Origin of the sequence: Verrucosispora sp. NA02020 (assembly GCF_013364215.1) — a bacterium.
Taxonomy (GTDB): Bacteria; Actinomycetota; Actinomycetes; order Mycobacteriales; family Micromonosporaceae; genus Micromonospora.
In genome coordinates, this window is the sequence record NZ_CP054923.1 from 2,621,992 (window position 1) to 2,639,484 (window position 17,493).

Here is a 17,493-nt window from a genome sequence, read left to right on the forward strand (position 1 = left end):
ACGGGCTGAGGAGGACAACGGTGGAGGAAAACGTACCGGCTGGGCGCTGTGTGGTGGCTGTGGACGGGCCGTCCGGTTCGGGTAAGTCCACCGTCTCCCGGCGGCTGGCGGCGAGCCTCACCGCCCGCTACCTCGACACCGGCGCGATGTACCGGGCGATCACCTGGGCGGTGCTGCGCTCCGGCGTCGACCTGACCGACGCCGAGGCGGTCGGCAAGGTCGCCGCCGAGGTCGACCTGCGGATCGGCACCGACCCCACCGGGTACGGCGTGACCGCCGACGGCGTGGGCGTCGAGGCCGAGATCCGGGGTCCCGAGGTGACCGCCGCCGTGTCCGCAGTGGCCTCCGTGCCGGCGGTCCGGGCGCTGCTGGTGGCCCGGCAGCGCGACATGATCGCCAAGGCGGGCCGGATCGTGGTCGAGGGCCGCGACATCGGGTCCGTGGTCGCCCCCGACGCCGACCTCAAGGTCTACCTCACCGCCTCGGCGGCGGCCCGCGCCGCGCGCCGCAGCGCCGAGGACGCCTCCGACGTGGCGGCGACCGCCGCCGACCTGGCCCGGCGAGACAAGATCGACTCGACCCGCAAGGCCGACCCGCTCGCCCAGGCCCCCGACGCCGTGGTGCTGGACACCACCGAGTTGGGCATCGACGAGGTCGTGGCGAAGCTGCGGGCGCTGCTCGCCGAGCGGAACGTGGCGTGACCGGGCGCGACAACCTGCCGGGTCTGCCGGCGATCGGACCATCCGGCGCGGTGGCGCGGGCGTTGCCCGCCACCGGCCAACGAAACGAGGCGTGGGCGTGACTGACAACGACGGTTGGGTGGAGCTGCGGGAACCGGACCTCGACATCGAGGAGCCGGCCGGTCCGCAGCCGGTGGTGGCCGTGGTCGGCCGCCCCAACGTCGGCAAGTCCACTCTGGTCAACCGGATCATCGGGCGTCGCCAGGCGGTCGTCGAGGACGTGCCCGGCGTGACCCGGGACCGGGTCCCGTACGACGCGCAGTGGTCCGGTCGGACCTTCACCGTGGTGGACACCGGCGGCTGGGAACCGGACGCGAAGGACCGGGCGGCGGCCATCGCCGCGCAGGCCGAGACGGCCGTGTTCACCGCCGACGTGGTGATCTTCGTGGTCGACGCGACGGTGGGCTCCACCGACGTCGACGAGGCGGCGGTCAAGATGCTGCGCCGCAGTGCCAAGCCGGTCATCCTGGTGGCCAACAAGGCCGACAACACCAACATCGAGCTGGAGGCCACCTCTCTGTGGTCGCTCGGCCTCGGCGAGCCGCACCCGATCTCGGCCCTGCACGGTCGAGGCTCCGGTGACCTGCTCGACAAGATCCTGGAGGCGCTGCCCGAGGCGCCGAAGATCGTGGAGAACCGCCCGCGCGGCCCGCGCCGGGTCGCGCTGGTCGGTCGGCCCAACGTCGGCAAGTCCAGCCTGCTGAACCGCTTCTCCGGCGAGGAACGCGCCGTGGTCGACGCGGTCGCCGGCACCACCGTCGACCCGGTCGACAGCCTGGTCACCATCGGCGGCGACACCTGGCACCTGGTGGACACCGCCGGCCTGCGCAAGCGGGTCGGCAAGGCCAGCGGCACCGAGTACTACGCCAGCCTGCGGACCGCCTCGGCGATCGAGGCGGCCGAGGTGGCGGTGGTGCTGCTCGACTCCAGTGAGCCGATCAGCGAGCAGGACCAGCGCATCCTGACCATGGTCACCGAGGCCGGGCGGGCACTCGTCATCGCCTTCAACAAGTGGGACCTGGTCGACGCCGACCGTCGGTACTACCTGGACAAGGAGATCGACCGGGAACTGCGCCGCATCCCGTGGGCGATCCGGCTGAACCTGTCGGCACAGACCGGACGGGCCGTCGACAAGCTCGCCGCCTCCCTGCACCGGGCCCTGGCGAGCTGGGAGACCCGGATCCCGACCGCGCAGCTCAACGCGTGGCTCACCGCCCTGGTGCAGGCCACCCCGCACCCGGTACGCGGGGGACGGGCCCCCCGCATCCTGTTCGCCACCCAGGCCGGGGTCGCCCCGCCGCGCTTCGTGCTCTTCACCACCGGCCCGCTGGACGCCGGCTACCAGCGCTTCGTGGAACGCAAGCTCCGCGAGGAGTTCGGCTTCGAGGGCAGCCCCATCGAGATCTCGGTACGCCCCCGCAAGAAGCTCGGCCCCGGCGGCCGAGGCAAGGCCCACGGCTGACCCACACCCCACCCTCCTAGGACGCTCTAGGGGTGGTGGGGGTGGTCACGATCGTGGGGAGGGGGCTGTGCGGCGCAGAGGAGAAGCTGCGCTAAGCTGAACCGGCTGTCGCGGGCAGGATGACGCGAGAGCATCGGGACGTGGCGCAGTTTGGTAGCGCACTTGACTGGGGGTCAAGGGGTCGTCGGTTCGAATCCGGCCGTCCCGACGCAGGTCAGAGGGCTGATCCGGAAATCGGGTCGGCCCTTCCGGCGTTCTGGGGACCACGCCGGTCAAGTGGGTCACCCGGCAGCGCTCCTTGACCGCTCGTCAAAGCGCTGAGCGTTGGCACGTCACCACTCTTGCCTCCGACCCGTCTGTCGCACCCGTCAGTGCCACGCGCGCAGGTCGTTGATCTGGCCGCCGTCTAACGTGGGCGGTGCGAGCTTCCTCTGCCCTGCGGCGGAGTTCAGCGCAGCGCGAGGAGCCGCATTCCGGTACGGATCAGGACGACCGTGCCGCCGGCAGCCATGACCATGCCGATGCCGGGCATCAGTTGACCCCAGGCGCCGGTGCTGGCGCTGAGACTGATGAGGCGGGCAGCCTGCCAGCCGACGATGAGGGCCACGGTCACCCCGGGGATCAGGCTGTGCGCTATGGCCACCTTGCGGTACGGCAACAGGGCGCCGGCGATGGCGAGGAATCCCACGCTCAGCGTCCACAGACCTGGACCTGCCGCGCCGTTGATCGAACCGAACGGCGTGATGACCCAGGGCAGCACCGAGCCGACGAGCACGAGCAGGCCACCGACGAGCATGCCGAGGCTGCCGGCGTGGAGGATGCGGCGGCGGACCGGAGCGGCGGGGGATGCGGTGTCTGCCATCACCGGATGGTAGGTGCTCAGTGTTCGTTCACCGAGCGGCTGATCGGTGAACGGCCGGAGCGCGTCGGTGGACGGTCCGCCGGGCAGCACGAACAGGAGCAAACCGGACGGCGATCGATGCTCACGCGTACCGTTCGACCGCTCGTCGCCTGTCAGGGACCGCTCACCGCCCCGAGGGCCCACCCCGCAGATCACCTATTGCCCGACGCGCGCGGGTCGCGTTCGCTTTCCCAAACCTGAGGGTGTGATCGACCGCACATCCCGTGGCTGGGATTGCTACCGGGGTGTGGATCGGGCCGCGGCACCACCACCGCGACCTCGCGGTCGGCGTGCCGCAGCCACTCGCTGGAGCCGGTTCCGTACCGACTAGGAGGGCACCACACATGACCGAGGTAACCCCAGACCAGACGGGTGGTGGCGGTGAGCCACCACCGTCGCCACCTCCGGCATCGCCGGACAACGGCTGGCGCAGAGAATATTGGAGCCGGAACCTCCGGCTCATGGTCATCCTGTTGGCCATCTGGTTCATCGTCTCGTTCGGGTTCGGCGTTCTGCTGGTCGAACCGTTGAACGAGATCGTCATCGCCGGCTTCCCGCTCGGCTTCTGGTTCGCCCAACAAGGATCGATCTATGTCTTCGTGGTCCTGATCTTCGTGTACGCGAAGATGATGGACCGTCTCGACCGCCAGTTCGGTGTCGACGAGCAGGAGACCGAGGGGGCGGCGTCGTGAGCCAGATCCAACTCTGGACCCTCATCTTCATCGGCGCCTCGTTCGCCGTGTACCTCTACATCGCCTGGCGCAGCCGGGTGAAGGAGACCGCCGGCTTCTATGTGGCCGGTCAGGGGATCCCCACCATCGCCAACGGTGCCGCTGTCGCGGCCGACTGGATGTCCGCGGCCTCGTTCATCTCGATGGCCGGCCTGATCGCCTTCCTCGGCTCGGACGGTTCCATCTATCTGATGGGCTGGACCGGCGGTTATGTGCTGCTGGCCCTGCTGATTGCGCCCTACCTGCGCAAGTGGGGCAAGTTCACCGTGCCCGAGTTCGTCGGTGACCGCTACTCGGAGCTGGTCCGCACCGTCGCCGCCGTGGCCGCCATCATCATCTCGTTCACCTATGTGGTCGGGCAGATGCGCGGTGGCGGCATCGTGTTCAGCCGATTCCTCGGCCTCGACGTCACCGGTGGTGTCATCGTCGCCGCTGTGATCATCGGCCTGTACGCGGTGCTCGGCGGCATGAAGGGCATCACCTGGACCCAGGTGGCCCAGTACTCGGTGCTGATCGTCGCCTATCTGATCCCTGCGGTGGCGGTGGCCCAGCAGATGACCGGCATCCCGATCCCGCAGGTGTCCTTCGGGCAGATCCTCGACGAGCTCAACGCGATCAGCCTGGAGCTGGGGATGGCCCAGTTCACCGACGCGTTCGCGGCGCGGCCGCAGATCGACGTGTTCCTGGTGACCATGTCGCTGATGATCGGCACCGCCGGCCTGCCGCACGTGATCGTTCGCTTCTACACCACGAAGAGCGTGCGCGGAGCCCGCTACTCGGCGTTCTGGGCACTGCTGTTCATCGCCCTGCTCTACACCACGGCTCCGGCCGTCGGCGCGTTCACCAAGTTGAACCTGTTGCAGGGCGTCAACGGCGTGTCGGCCGACGCGTTGCCCGCCTGGGTGGACAACTGGGCGGCGACCGGCCTGGTCACCGTCGGGGATGGCGTGACGACGATCGGATCGGTCAGCAACAATCCCGCCTCCGGCGCGGACCTGATCGTCAACAACGACATCCTGGTGTTGGCCAGCCCGGAGATCGCCGGCCTGCCGGCCCCGATCGTGGGTCTGGTCGCCGCTGGTGGCCTGGCCGCCGCGATGTCCACCGCTGCCGGACTGCTGCTGGTCATCTCCTCGTCGTTCTCGCACGACCTCTACTTCCGCCGGGTCAAGCGGGACTCGACCGACAAGCAGCGGCTGCTGGCCGGTCGGATCGCGATGGGTCTGGCGGTGCTGATCTCGATCTACGCCGGAATCAACCCGCCTGCCTTCGTGGCCCAGGTGGTGGCGTTCGCGTTCGGCCTGGCGGCGGCGAGCTTCTTCCCGGTCATCGTGCTCGGCATCTTCTGGAAGAGATGCAACTCGGCGGGTGCGGCAGCCGGCATGATCACCGGCATGGTGTTCACCGCCACCTACATGATCTATACGTTGCCGGTGTTCGGCACCGCGGCCAACCCGCACATCCTCGACATCAGCCCGGAGGGCATCGGCACCATCGGTGCCATCGTCAACTTCATCGTGACGATCGTGGTGTCGAAGATGACGGCGCCGCCACGGGACGAGATCGCGGAGATGGTGGAGAACATCCGCTACCCGTCCGAGCGTCGCCCCGTGGCTGCCGGCAACGTCACCGGAACGCCCTGACCCGAATCATCCACATCGGCACCCCACCGGTCGCCGGCCCCACACAGGTGGGGGCCGGCGACCGGTGAGCATCCACGAACGATCGGCGCACTCGACCTCAGCCGCCCGGTCCACGGCCCGGGTCAGCGATCGAGTTGGAGCCGGGCCCAGGCGGTGATGGTCAGTGCGGCGAAGATTGCCGGTACGACCGTGACCAGGGCGAGTTGTGCGGGGCTCACGGCGTCGGGTCGTAGCGCCCACAGGGCGGGTGCGGCGATGGGGAACCATGCTCCGGTACCGGCGATGGCGGTGACCTGTGCGGTGACGATCAGCCCGATGGTGGTGGCGATGCCGGGCAGCAGTCCTCGTCCGAGTGTCGCCGCCCACGCGGCCGGGGTGGCGACGAGGGCCGACGAGACGGTGAGCACGAGTTGTCGCCCGAGAGCCGCGCTGACGTCGGTGTTCCAGGCGCCCAGGCCGAGAAGCGTCCCGGTCAGCGCGATCGCGGCGGTCAACGCGATGGCCACCAGTGCCGTCCAGAACAGGTGCGACAGCAGCTTGGCCGCGACGAGGACCGGTCGGGAGACGGGCTGGGCGAACAGGCCGGTGACGGTGGCGTCGCTGAATTCGCGGCCGACGAGCCAGCTCAGGGCGACGCCGAAGGCGAGCAGACCGCCGGCGGCGGTGCTCTGCGCGGCGACGCCGGTCAGCAGGGCCCATCCGGTGGCGTCGGCCAGTGGACCGAGCTGCGCGATGACCTGGTCGTTTCCGCTGCGGGCCGCGTAGGTGAGCGCGCTGGTCAGGATGGTGATGCCGGCGACGAGCAGGACGGTGGTGGTGCGGATGACCCTTGAGGCCGCCAGTTTGTGGAGTTCGACGTCGAGTGCGGCGGTCAGGGCGGGAGTCATCGCGGGTGGTCCTGTTCGTGCTGGTAGACGAGGGCGAAGAAGGTGCGTTCCAGGTCGGCGGTGTCGGGTTCGAGGGTGCCGATGAGCCGCCCGCGGTTGACGACGGAGATGCGGTTCGCGATGCGGGCCACCTCGTCGAGGTGGTGGCTGGAGACCAGGATCCCGGCACCGGCTTCGGCCCGTCGGGACAGGACGGTGCGCAGCCGGATCACGCCGGCCGGGTCGAGGGCGTTGGTGGGTTCGTCGAGGACGATCAGGTGAGGGTGGTGCTGTGTCGCGGCGGCGAGACCGAGGCGCTGCCGGTTGCCTTGCGACAGCCGTCGGGTGGTGATGGTGGCGTACCGGGTCAGGTCGAGTTCGGTCATGGCGTGTTCGGCCAGGCTGGCGGCTTCTGCGGCGGGTCGGCGGCGGAGGCGTGCGGCGAGCCGCAGGTTGGTCCGGACGTCGAGTTCGGGGTAGGCGAAGGGGTGTTCGACGAGATGGCCGACCCGGGCCCAGTCGTCGGCGGTGAGCTGGGTCAGGTGACGGCCGTTGATCTGGCAGGTGCCGGTGGTGGGGTGCAGCATGCCGAGGATCAGACGCATGAGGGTCGTCTTGCCGGCGCCGTTGAGACCGACGAGGGCGTGGATCTCGCCGGGGTGCACGGTGAGGTCGATGCCGAACACGCCCGCGCCGTCGCCGAAGTCGTGGGCCAGGGCGGTGGTCGTGAGTCGTTCAGTCATGGCGGGTGCCCTCGACGGTGTCCAGGGCGACGCTGATGGCGTCGGTGAGGCTGGTGGGCGGCGTAGCCGTCGCCCATTCCAGGAGGGCGCAGGTCAGTGCCGCGAGAGCGACGGCGGCGGCGACCCGGGCGGGTAACGGCGGGACGCCGTCGGTGATGAGTCGGTCGGCGATGGCCGTCTCGGTGGCCGCAGTGGTGCGGGTCATGCCGGCGCGCAGGGTCGGGGAGTGGGCCACGATCCGGACGCGGCGTCGTGTGGTCTCGTCCGCCAGGTCGTCCAGGCGCGTCAGCGCTGCGCGCAGACCGCGCGTGACCCGGTGCAGCGGTGGCAGTGTGTCCGGTTGCCCGGCCACTGCCTCGGCGATCAGGGGGTCGTACGGGTCGTCGAGGACGACCATCTCCTTGCTGGTGAAGTAGCGGAAGAACGTCATCTCCGAGACCCGGGCGCGGGCGGCGATCTGGGCGACGGTGGTGCCCTCGAATCCCTGTAGTTCGAACAGGTCCAGGGCGTGGCTGACCAGGCGGTGACGGGTGTCGGCCCGTTTGCCGTGCAGGGGTGGTTGCCTCACCCGTCGAATGTTAGTCACTAACATTCCGCGAGTCCAGGCATCCGAACCGCAACGGCGGGTGGAGTGATCATGGCGGCGCGGGGAAGCCGGGGAGGGCGTGTCTGTCGGCGATCGGCCCCGACAGGCATCACGCGTGACGGAGGCCCGGTTCATGGCGGAAGTGCATCGAGACTCTCCTTCGCCCCGGTATGGCAGGTTCCGGCGATGGGTGTCGTTGGAGACCACGAGTGGGGCGCTGCTCCTCGTGGCGGCCGTCGCGGCGCTGGTGGTGGCGAACTCGCCGTGGCGCGGGGCCTACGCCAGCCTCTCCGCAGCGAGGATCGGGCCGTCCGACCTGCATCTGGATCTGTCCGTGTCGGCGTGGGCGGCCGACGGGCTGCTCGCGATCTTCTTCTTCGTGGTGGGTGTGGAGCTCAAGCAGGAGATCGTCGCCGGGAGTCTGCGCCGGCTCGGCGAGGCGGCGGTGCCGGTGCTCGCTGCGGTCGGCGGGATGCTGGCTCCGGCCGTGGTCTTCGTGGTGGTGGTCGTGGCGCGGGGCGACCCGGCGGCGTTACGCGGCTGGGCGATTCCGACCGCCACGGACATCGCGTTCGCGTTGGCCGTCCTGGCGATCTTCGGTCGGGGTCTACCCGTCGCGCTCCGCACGTTCCTGCTGACCCTGGCGGTGGTCGACGACCTGTTGGCGATCATCGTGATCGCCGTGTTCTACAGCGGCGATCTCGACGGGCTCGCTCTCGTGCTCTCGTTCGCCGCGGTGGCACTGTTCGCGGTGGTTGCCCGGTCGAGACGACCGAGCTGGTGGCTGTTGCTGCCGGCGGCGGCGCTGGCGTGGGGTTTCATGCACGCGTCGGGGGTGCACGCGACCATTGCCGGGGTGCTGCTCGGGCTCTGCGTGACGGTCCGGCCGGTCTTCGGCGAGCCCGAGGGTCGGGCCCACCGGTTCGAGCAGGCCGTGCGTCCCGTCTCGTCCGGCTTCGCGTTGCCGGTGTTCGCGTTCTTCGCCGCAGGCGTCACGCTCGTCGACGGCGAGGGCATCGGGGTCCTGTTCGCCCAGCCGGTGCTCCTGGCGATCGTGCTCGCCCTGGTGGTCGGCAAACTCCTCGGCGTGCTCGGGGTCACGGCGTTGGTCACGCGGTTCACCGGTCTGCGGTTGCCGGATGCGATCGGGGTACGTGACCTGTTGCCGATCGGGTTCCTCACCGGCATCGGGTTCACCGTCTCGTTGCTCATCTCGGAGCTGTCGTTCCCCGATGCCGTGCACACCGACGGTGCGACGGTCGGCGTGCTGGCCGGTACGCTGCTCGCCGCCTTCCTCGCTGCGCTCACCCTGCGGTGGGACGCCCGTAGGGCGCGGGAGCGGGACATGAACAGGGACGGTGTCGTCGACAGCGACACCCGTCCGATCCGCGATCCCGCCGAGGAGGAACCCGGCCCGGGGTTCGGGAGCCGATGAGCACAGCGCCGGCCCCGCACGCACGGACCCGCCGCGGGTCGTGCTACTGGCCGACCAGAAGTCGCATCAGCAACGCCATGAGGGCCACGAACAGCACGGCACCGGCGAGGACGAGGATTCCGCCGTTGGCGTCACACCATTGGCTCCATCGGGAGGGCATCACTGTCACCCGTTCCTTTCCGGCTGATCGGTGATCTCGCCAGGGTCGGTGTTGCTGCTGAATCGGTGACCGGACAGCACGGCGGACCGGGCGATCACCATGCCGCCGACGGCCGAGGTGGCCAGTTGCAGCACGATGGCGATGATCGCCTTGACCGTGTTCGACAGGTGGGGGTCGAGGAAAGCCGCTCCGGCGACGATGAACGTGATGCCGAGCCCGGCGGCGGTGGCCACTGCCGAGGTGCGGGTGTAGGGGTCGGGCAGGCGGTGCAGTCCGATGGCCGCGGCGACGAAGATGGCCGCGCCGAGGAGTGCGAGGACCTGTCCCACGATCTCCAGGATCATCGGCGTCCGTTCGCGATCGCGCGGGCCAACGAGACGGCGGCGAGGAACGCCACCAGGGTGGCGACCAGGACCAGGTCGAAGGTGCCGTGGCGGTGGGCGCGTACGCCGATCAGTGCGATGAGACCGATGACGGCGAAGGTGAGCAGGTCGGCGGCGATGGCCCGATCGGCGGGGGTGGGTCCACGGGCGATGCGGTAGGCCGACACGAGGAAGGCGAATCCGCAGCCGGCGGTGGCGATGTCCAGAAGGATCATGGTCGGTCTCCGAGGCTCAAGGCGAGCAGCATGCGTCGTTCCATGTCGCGAAGGTCGGCCAGGGCGCTCTCGGTGTCCTGGTGGTACATGGAGTGCACGAGCAGCGCCTGACCGTCCTGGTCGTGGGCGACCACGCCGAGGGTGAGGGTTCCGGGCGTGAGAGTGATGAGCACCCCGATGAGCGCCACGTGCAGGTCGGTGCGGGAGTCCAGCGGCATGCGCACCACACGGGGGGTGGTGGTCAGGCCCGGCGTCAGGATGTCGACCAGGACCGTCCAGGAGGACTGGACGATCTGGCCGGCGAACCAGAGCGTGAACAGCACGAGCCGGATCGGAAGGGTGAGTACGCGTGTCATCGCCGCACCGCCTCGAGGTAGGAGGAGGTGTCGAGCAGGCCGTCGGCGGCGGTGGAGGCCAGGCCGAGCAGGAACTCCCCGCCGAGGCCGAGGCAGACGGTGACGGCCGCCAGGATCGCGGCCGGTACGACCAGGCTGGTCTTCACCGTGGTGCGCTCGGCGGTGAGCAGTTGTCCGGTGCCGGCGGCCGGGTCGTCGGGACTGTCCGGTGGGGGAGACGCGGCGAACACCGCGTTCCAGATCTTCAACATGGACAGCAGCGTGATCAGGCTGACCGCGAGCGTGATCGCGACCACCGCCAGGTGGCCCGCGTCGGCGGCGGCCATGATGAGGGTCAGTTTGGCCACGAACCCCGACAGCGGTGGCAGGCCGGCCAACGACAGCGCGGCGAGACCGAAGCTGACCGCCAGCACGGGTTCGCGGCGGACGATTCCCCGGAGCCGGTCGAGTCGGCCGGTGCCGTAGTGGGTCTCTATCGCGCCGGTGGACAGGAACAGCGAGGCTTTGACGATCATGTGGTGCAGCAGGTAGAAGATCCCGGCGGTCAGTCCGGCGGGCGTGAACAGGGCCACTCCGAGCAGGATGTAGCCGATCTGGCTGACCATGTGGAAGGCGAGGATCGAGCGCATGGTGTCCGCGCCGACCGCGGCCAGCACGCCGACGAGCATCGTCGCGCTGAACACGACCAGGCCGATCCACAGGTAGCGCTGGTCCCCGTCGAACACCACGGCGTAGATGCGGTAGATCGCGTAGATCGCCACCTTGGTGTGCAGGCCGGAGAAGAGGGCGGTCACCGCCGGGGAGGTCGAGGGGTAGGCGCGGCCCAACCAGCCGTAGGTCGGCACCACCGCCGCCTTCATCGCCAGCGCGAACAGGCAGATCGCGGTCGCGGCCGCCACCAGCGGTGAGTCGGCGGCGGCGCCGGCGAGTTCGGCGAGGTTGACGGTGCCGGCCGTGCCGTAGAGCAGCGCGATCCCGGCGAGGAGGACGGTGGAGACGAAGAGGTTGAACGTGACGTACAACCGGGAGCCGCCCACCGCCGCCGGGTGGCCCTGCTGCCGCCGGGCGAGGATGAACAGCCCGTACGACGGCAGCAGCATGACCTCGATGAAGACGAAGAGGTTGAACACGTCGGCGGTGAGCAGCGCGCCGTTGACGCCGGCGGTCAGGGCCAGCACGAGCGGTGCGAACAGGCGCAGCCGTCCGGTGCCGCTGGCGAGCGCGAACAGGACACATACCAGGGTGAGGAGCCCGGTGACGGTCACCATGAGCGCCGCGAGGGTGTCGGCGACGAACGGGATCGCGATGCCGGACGTCCAGCCGCCCACGCCATGGGCGAGAACGGTGCCGTCCCGGGTCGTGGTGACCAGGGCGACACCGGCCGCCAGGTTGGCGGCGAGCACGGTGACCAGCAGCCGGATCGGCCATCGGGTGTCGGCACGCGCGAAGGCGGTGATTCCGGTCCCGGCGAGCGGGACCGCGACGAGAAGCGTCAGCAGCGTACCGGTCACGACGTCACCTCCTGCCGGTCGCGGGGCTCGCCGGTGCGGTCGTGCCCGGTGCTCGTGGTCGCCGCTCCGGTCGGCCTCTCGGGATCGTCGGGTTGCGGCGCCTCGGTCGACTGGTCACCCGACGGTCGGGGCCGACCGGTGACGGCCAGGACGAGCAGGTAGATCGTGATCGCGAAGGCGATCACGATGGCGGTCAGCACGAACGCCTGCGGCAGCGGATCTGCCGTGGTCGCCGGATCCGGGTCCGGCCCGAGCGGCTCACCGCGCCGGTTGATGCCCCCGGCGCTGAACAGCAGCAGGTTGACGGCGTGGCTGAGCAGGACGAAGCCCAGCACGACGCGGAGGAAGTCGCGTTGCAGCAGGAGGTAGACCGCTGCGGTGACGAGCGCTCCGACGGTCAGCGCGAGAATCACGGCGTGGCCCCCTCGGTCTGGCGGGCGTCGGCCCGCGTGTCGGTGTGGGGCTGGTGCGGTGGCGTCGGCGGTCGTCGGCCGGGTGTGTCGGTCGAGGCGGCGCCGAGCAGGCGTAGCGCCGCCAGGATCACCCCGAACACCGCCAGGTACACGCCGACGTCGAAGACGAGGGCGGTGGTCAGCTTCACGCCGAGAACCTCGGCGTGCAACGGCCGCAGGAACGAGCCGTCGACCAGGCCCAGCGCGCCGGTGCCGACCGCCACCAGGATGCCGGCGCCGGCGATGGCCAGGAAGGGCCGCTGGAGCATGCGGGTACGGGCGGAGGACGCCGACAGGTACGCCAGCGCCAGCGCGCAGGTCCCCAGCAGGGCGGCGATGAACCCGCCGCCTGGTGCGGTGTGGCCCCGCAGGAGCGCGTAGAGCGAGCCGAGCAGCATCAGCGGGACCAGGAAACGGTCGAGCACGGTCAGGAACACGGCGTTGCGCTGCGGATCGGACAACGGGTTGTCGACCTGCGGCTCCGACGTGCCCCCGACGGCCGGGTGGGCGGTGAGCAGGGCGCTCACCGCCATCGCCGCGACGGCGACGACGACGAGTTCACCGAAGGTGTCCAGGGCGCGGAAGTCCACCAGGATGGTGTTGACGATGTTGGTGCCGCCGGTGAGGGTCTGCGCCTCGCGGATGAAGTGTTCCCCGGCCGGGGAGAGCGAGCGGTGTCCGGTGAACGCCAGCGTCGCCAGGGTGGCGGTGGTCCCGGCGGCGAGGGCGGCTGCGGCGGCCAGCACCGAGCGCCTGGTGCCGACGGCAGCGAAGCGGGGACGCATACGACGGAGCACCAACACCATGATCACGACGGTGAGGATCTCGACCAGCAGTTGCGTCAACGCCACGTCGGAGGCGCCGAGCACGAAGAACCACATGGCGACGGAGAACCCCACGACGCCGGTGGCGATGACCGCGGTCAGGCGTACCCGGGCGCGGACCACCGTGACGATCCCGACCATCATGACCACCAGTAGTCCCACGTCGATCGCGTGCGGGCGCAGGGTGGGCGGTGCTCCCGGCCACCCGGCGACCACCCCGAGGCCGGCCAGTCCGAGCAGTACGACCGGCGCCGCCATGTGGGCGGCGGGGGCGTCGTTGCGGGTCAGCGCACCGACCCGGCGACCGAACGCGATGGTGTTGTCGTGCAGGGACTGGACCGCCCGTACCCCTGAGCCGGGGAACAGCGCCCGGTCCAGGAGCCGGTCGGTGTGGCCGCGCCACACCGTCAGGAGCACCCCGGCCGCGATCGCGAGCACCGACAGCATCAGCGGCCCGCCGAAGCCGTGCCACAGGTAGACGCCGCCGATCTCGGAGAGTGTGGTGCCGGCGGTCGCCGCCGCCGCGCCGCGCACGAGATCGGCGAGCAGCCAGCCGGCGACTCCGAAGACGGTGCCGGCGAGTGCGGTGAGGCTGATCGCGGCGGACATCGACGCGGTCGGACGCCAGGGCCGGACCTCCGGGGCGGGGCCGGGGAGAAGGGTGAGGATCACCCGGGCGCTGTAGGCGACGGTCAGCACCGCACCGGCGGCGGCGACCAGCGCCACCAGCCAGCCGATCGCCGGTGCGGCGGGTGCGTCGAGCATGGCCTCGAAGATCATCTCCTTGCTGATGAACCCGAGGGTCGGCACGATTCCGGCCATGCTGGCCACGGCGAGTGTGATCATCGCGGCGGCCCACGGCATGGACCGGGCCAGGCCACGGAGGCGGCGCAGGTCGCGGGTGCCGGTCCGCCGTTCCATCAGCCCGACGTGCATGAACGCCGCCGACTTGAACAACGCGTGCGCGGCGATGTGCACGCTGGCGGCCAGCATCGCCTCGGTGGTGCCGATGCCGATCACCGCGACCAGCAACCCGAGTTGGCTGACCGTCGAGTACGCCAGCAGTTCCTTCATGTCGTGCCGTTGCAGCGCGAACAGTGCGCCCATCACGGCGGTGAGCAGGCCGACGGTGACCAGCAGGACCGGCCAGACCGGCGCGTGCGATGCCGCACCGGCGAAGAGCATCAGCAGGTAGATGCCCGCCTTGACCATCGCGGCGGCGTGCAGGTAGGCGCTGACCGGTGCGGGTGCGACCATCGCGTCGGCCAGCCACGCGTGGAACGGGAACTGGGCGGCCTTGGTCATCGCCGCCACCGCGACCAGCACCGCCACCGTGGTGCCGAAAGCCGCGTCGGCGGCCCACGCCGGATGCGCGAGGGCGGCGGTCAGGTCGGTGGTGCCCGTGCGGGCCGCGACGAGCGCCACGGCACCCAGCAGCGACAGCCCGCCAGCCACCGTCACCAGCAACGTGCGGGTCGCCGGTGGTCCGGCGGTGGGGCCGGACCGGGCGATCAGCAGGTACGAGCAGACGGTGGTCAGCTCCCAGGCCACCCAGAGCACGACCAGGTCGTCGGCCAGCACCAGCAGCAGCATCGCCGCGGCGAATCCGGTCATCAGGGTGTAGAAGCCGGTCGGCCGCCGATCGGTGAGGTACGACGTCGAATAGACCATGATCACGGCGCCGATCCCGAGGACCAGCACCGCGAAGAGCATCGAGAGCCCGTCGAGCCGCAGTCGCAGCGCCACGTCGACCGTCGGCATCCACGACACGGTCTCGGACACGGTCCGTGTACCCGCGCCGGCCTGGATCAGTACGCCGACGGCCAGCAGCAACCCGCCGCCCAGGGCCCAGCCGGCCTGTCGGCCGAGCAGGCGGGTGAGGACGGGGACCAGCGGCACGGATACCGCGACGACGAGCAGAGCCAGGGTCAGGGACATGGCACGGCCCTGGTCCGGGCGATGGATACGCGTGATCTCAGCGTGGGGGTGACAAGGTGCACGGGGTCTCTTTCGGGGTCGGCTCGACTATCGCCGACCAGGCTTCCCGGCACACCTGCCACGCAGCCTAGTACACGTCTTCCCTGCTGAGCGAACCCAGCAGGGCGAGATCAATGCCTCATCGACCTGTCCGAACCCCGCCGTCGACGGTGCCGGGAGCGGTCGGCGGGCGAGAGCCGTATCGTCAGCGCAACCTGCCGAACGCTTCGGCCCTGGCCGTTTCGCCCGCCACGATGATGGTGTCGTCGCTGCCGAGAACCGTGTCCGCCGTCGCGTAGCCCCAGGTGCCGGTGCGGGGCTTGACCGCGACCACGGTGATGCCGTGGGTGGCCCGGACGTCGGTGGTCCCCAGCGGTCGACCGACGACATGGGCGGGCGGACGCGTCTTGACCATGGCGAACCCGTCCTCGATCTCGATGAAGTCGAGGATGTCGCTGCGGACCAGATGCGCCTCGCGGCGTCCCATGTCGTGCTCCGGGTACACCACGTGGTGGGTGCCGAGCTGCTTGAGGATCTCTCCGTGGGCGTCGCTGGTGGCTTTGGCCCACACCGTCGCCGCGCCGAAGCGCAACAACAGCGAGGTCGTGAGGATGCTCGACTGCAGGTCGCTGCCGATCCCGACCACCGCGCGGTCGAACTGGTGCACCGACAACTGCCGTAACGTCGTCTCCTTCGTCGAGTCGGCGCGCACCACGTGAGTGAGACGGCCGTTGAGCGACTGGACGGTCTCTTCGTCGGCGTCGATGCCCAGGACATCGGTGCCGGTGGCCATCAGCTCCAGCGCCAACGCGCTACCGAAGCGTCCCAGGCCGATCACGACGACCGCGTCGGCGCCGAGAGAACGGCCGGGCCGTCGGAAGGAGAAGGGGTTCGACTTAGCCAATGATCGGCCGCTCCTTGGGTAGTTCGTACAGGCGGGTGCGGTGGCGGAACACCAACGCCGTGGCCAGGGTGATCGGCCCCAGGCGGCCGACGAACATCAGCACCACCAGCAAGACCTGTGCTGCTGCCGGCAGATCGGCGGTGATGCCGGTGGACAGGCCGACCGTGGCGAAGGCCGAGACGACCTCGAACAGGGTCCGGTCCAGACCGAAGTCGGTGGCGGCCATCAACGCGATGGTCGAGGACACCACGACGGCCACCGCCAGCAGCGCGATGCTGATCGCCTGGCGGTGGGTGGAACGCGGTAGCCGCTTGCCGAGGATGTTGACGGCTCGCTCACCCCGGATCTCGGTGATGATCACGAATAGCAGCACCGCGAAGGTCGTGACCTTGATTCCTCCGGCGGTCCCGGCCGGCCCGCCGCCGATGAACATCAGGACGCTGGTGCCCAGCCAGGTGACCGGTTCCATCGCTGAGGTGTCCACGCTGTTGAACCCCGCCGAGCGCGCCATCGTCGAGTGGGTGAACCCGGCGAGGAGCTTGGCGGGCACGCCCAGCGGCCCGAACGTGCCCCGGTTCGACCACTCGCTCACGGTCACGAAGATGCTACCCAGCAGGAGCAGTGTGCCGGACATCAGCAGGACGATCCGGGTGTTCATCGTCCAGTGCAGGGGGCTACCCCACTCTCTGCGCAGTTGCAGCAGCACCGGATAACCCATCCCGCCGAGGATGACCGCCGCGCACAGCGGCAGACACACCCACGGGTCCGCGACGTAGCGCACCAGGCTGTCGCTGTGCAGCGCGAACCCGCCGTTGTTGAACGCGGAGACCGTGTGGAACACCGCCAGCCACGCGGCACGGCCCGGTGCGGACTCGTAGCCGGCGAGCAACCGTACGAACACCACCAGCGCGACCACCGCCTCGATGGCCAGCGTGGTCTTCACGATGCCGGTGACCAGCGCACCGACGCTGCCGATGTCGACGGTCTTGACCTCCTGCGCCATCGACAGCCGCGACCGCAGACCGATCCGACGCATCACGCTCAAGCCCAGCAACGAGGCGAACGTCATGACACCGATCCCGCCGATCTGGATCAGTACGAGGATCACCACGTGTCCCAGCGGCGTCCAGTAGGTCGGCGTGTCGACCACCACCAGGCCGGTGATGCAGACCGCCGACACGGCGGTGAACAGCGCCTCGACGAAAGTGGCCCGCCCCGGCCCGGGGTGCGCGGCGGGCAGCATCAACGCCCCGGTACCCAGCACCACCGACACCGCGTACGCGAAGACGATGACCTGCGGCGGGCGGATCCAACGCCTCATCCGGCCACGCCAGGCGACGTGTGGTGTCGATGATGAGGATCGGAACGACCTCGCCGGGCACCACTGCGGCGACCCGAGACCGGACAGTCGCCCCCAGACGGTACGTGGCGTGTCAGCAGCGTACGGCGAGGTCGTCTCCTCGCACTGCTCTCGGCCCGAACCGACACCGGCGGTCGCCTCTCACTAGCCTCGCGACGCCCGTGTCCGAACGTCGGCCGACCAGACTTCCCGGCACACCGGCGGCCATGTTACGCACGACCCGCCGGCCGGGGCCGGCGGGTCG

Annotated in this window: 17 protein-coding genes and 1 tRNA gene; 6 read left to right on the top strand and 12 right to left on the bottom strand. The window is 70.0% G+C overall.

The features are described from left to right. The first annotated feature begins 20 nt into the window (after positions 1-20). The 3 genes from cmk (at position 21) to HUT12_RS11555 (ending at position 2,410) form a co-directional block, all read left to right on the top strand. A complete protein-coding gene (gene cmk, locus HUT12_RS11545; RefSeq protein ID WP_176093337.1) occupies positions 21-701 on the top strand; it encodes a (d)CMP kinase in 681 nt (226 codons plus the stop codon). A 118-nt stretch (positions 702-819) separates the two neighbouring features. Next, positions 820-2,202 carry a ribosome biogenesis GTPase Der gene (gene der / locus HUT12_RS11550; RefSeq protein ID WP_131052866.1) on the top strand — a complete coding sequence of 461 codons (1,383 nt, stop codon included), beginning with the start codon at positions 820-822 and terminating at the stop codon, positions 2,200-2,202. A 134-nt stretch (positions 2,203-2,336) separates the two neighbouring features. Next, positions 2,337-2,410, top strand: a tRNA-Pro gene (locus HUT12_RS11555). 240 nt (positions 2,411-2,650) lie between these two features. Here the strand turns inward: HUT12_RS11555 and HUT12_RS11560 are convergent. Then, positions 2,651-3,154 carry a hypothetical protein gene (locus HUT12_RS11560; RefSeq protein WP_201272353.1) on the bottom strand — a complete coding sequence of 168 codons (504 nt, stop codon included), beginning with the start codon at positions 3,152-3,154 and terminating at the stop codon, positions 2,651-2,653. A 293-nt stretch (positions 3,155-3,447) separates the two neighbouring features. Here HUT12_RS11560 and HUT12_RS11565 point away from each other — a divergent pair, with 293 nt between their 5' ends. Both HUT12_RS11565 and HUT12_RS11570 read left to right on the top strand, forming a co-directional pair. Then, entirely contained in the window at positions 3,448-3,795 is a 348-nt protein-coding gene (locus HUT12_RS11565) for a DUF4212 domain-containing protein (protein ID WP_131052853.1), read from the top strand. Beyond that, on the top strand, positions 3,792-5,477 hold the full coding sequence (locus HUT12_RS11570) for a sodium:solute symporter family protein (RefSeq protein ID WP_131052854.1): 1,686 nt from the start codon (positions 3,792-3,794) through the stop codon (positions 5,475-5,477). Before HUT12_RS11565 ends, HUT12_RS11570 begins: the two co-directional genes overlap by 4 nt. 122 nt (positions 5,478-5,599) lie before the next feature. Here the strand turns inward: HUT12_RS11570 and HUT12_RS11575 are convergent, their stop codons facing one another. From HUT12_RS11575 to HUT12_RS11585, 3 genes are read right to left on the bottom strand one after another with little or no spacing between them, the layout of a single operon-like run. Continuing rightward, a complete protein-coding gene (locus HUT12_RS11575; protein WP_176093338.1) occupies positions 5,600-6,364 on the bottom strand; it encodes an ABC transporter permease in 765 nt (254 codons plus the stop codon). Then, on the bottom strand, positions 6,361-7,086 hold the full coding sequence (locus HUT12_RS11580) for an ABC transporter ATP-binding protein (protein ID WP_176093339.1): 726 nt from the start codon (positions 7,084-7,086) through the stop codon (positions 6,361-6,363). The genes HUT12_RS11575 and HUT12_RS11580 overlap by 4 nt, the downstream gene beginning before the upstream one ends. Beyond that, positions 7,079-7,654: a TetR family transcriptional regulator gene (locus HUT12_RS11585; RefSeq protein ID WP_254876781.1), complete on the bottom strand. Its 576-nt coding sequence runs from the start codon at positions 7,652-7,654 to the stop codon at positions 7,079-7,081. The genes HUT12_RS11580 and HUT12_RS11585 overlap by 8 nt, the downstream gene beginning before the upstream one ends. Before the next feature lie 151 nt (positions 7,655-7,805). On the opposite strand from HUT12_RS11585, the gene nhaA reads away from it, so the two are divergent. Next, entirely contained in the window at positions 7,806-9,107 is a 1,302-nt protein-coding gene (gene nhaA, locus HUT12_RS11590) for a Na+/H+ antiporter NhaA (protein ID WP_176093341.1), read from the top strand. Between the two features lie 165 nt (positions 9,108-9,272). Here the strand turns inward: nhaA and HUT12_RS11595 are convergent, their stop codons facing one another. From HUT12_RS11595 to HUT12_RS11630, 8 genes are all read right to left on the bottom strand, one after another. Then, the gene (locus HUT12_RS11595; RefSeq protein ID WP_217705970.1) at positions 9,273-9,596 is read right to left on the bottom strand and encodes a monovalent cation/H(+) antiporter subunit G; all 324 of its coding nucleotides are present in this window, start codon (positions 9,594-9,596) and stop codon (positions 9,273-9,275) included. A gap of 11 nt (positions 9,597-9,607) precedes the next feature. Further along, positions 9,608-9,865 carry a monovalent cation/H+ antiporter complex subunit F gene (locus HUT12_RS11600; protein ID WP_176093343.1) on the bottom strand — a complete coding sequence of 86 codons (258 nt, stop codon included), beginning with the start codon at positions 9,863-9,865 and terminating at the stop codon, positions 9,608-9,610. Continuing rightward, on the bottom strand, positions 9,862-10,221 hold the full coding sequence (locus HUT12_RS11605; protein ID WP_131052861.1) for a Na+/H+ antiporter subunit E: 360 nt from the start codon (positions 10,219-10,221) through the stop codon (positions 9,862-9,864). Before HUT12_RS11605 ends, HUT12_RS11600 begins: the two co-directional genes overlap by 4 nt. After that, on the bottom strand, positions 10,218-11,732 hold the full coding sequence (locus HUT12_RS11610) for a monovalent cation/H+ antiporter subunit D family protein (protein ID WP_131052862.1): 1,515 nt from the start codon (positions 11,730-11,732) through the stop codon (positions 10,218-10,220). The genes HUT12_RS11605 and HUT12_RS11610 overlap by 4 nt, the downstream gene beginning before the upstream one ends. Continuing rightward, positions 11,729-12,145 (bottom strand): sodium:proton antiporter, encoded by a 417-nt coding sequence (locus tag HUT12_RS11615; protein ID WP_131052863.1) that lies wholly within the window; start codon positions 12,143-12,145, stop codon positions 11,729-11,731. Before HUT12_RS11615 ends, HUT12_RS11610 begins: the two co-directional genes overlap by 4 nt. Next, positions 12,142-14,946 carry a hydrogen gas-evolving membrane-bound hydrogenase subunit E gene (mbhE, locus tag HUT12_RS11620; protein ID WP_176093344.1) on the bottom strand — a complete coding sequence of 935 codons (2,805 nt, stop codon included), beginning with the start codon at positions 14,944-14,946 and terminating at the stop codon, positions 12,142-12,144. Before mbhE ends, HUT12_RS11615 begins: the two co-directional genes overlap by 4 nt. Before the next feature lie 244 nt (positions 14,947-15,190). Next, positions 15,191-15,889 carry a TrkA family potassium uptake protein gene (locus HUT12_RS11625; protein WP_176093345.1) on the bottom strand — a complete coding sequence of 233 codons (699 nt, stop codon included), beginning with the start codon at positions 15,887-15,889 and terminating at the stop codon, positions 15,191-15,193. Further along, the gene (locus HUT12_RS11630; RefSeq protein WP_176093346.1) at positions 15,882-17,210 is read right to left on the bottom strand and encodes a TrkH family potassium uptake protein; all 1,329 of its coding nucleotides are present in this window, start codon (positions 17,208-17,210) and stop codon (positions 15,882-15,884) included. Before HUT12_RS11630 ends, HUT12_RS11625 begins: the two co-directional genes overlap by 8 nt. Positions 17,211-17,493: the final 283 nt, after the last annotated feature.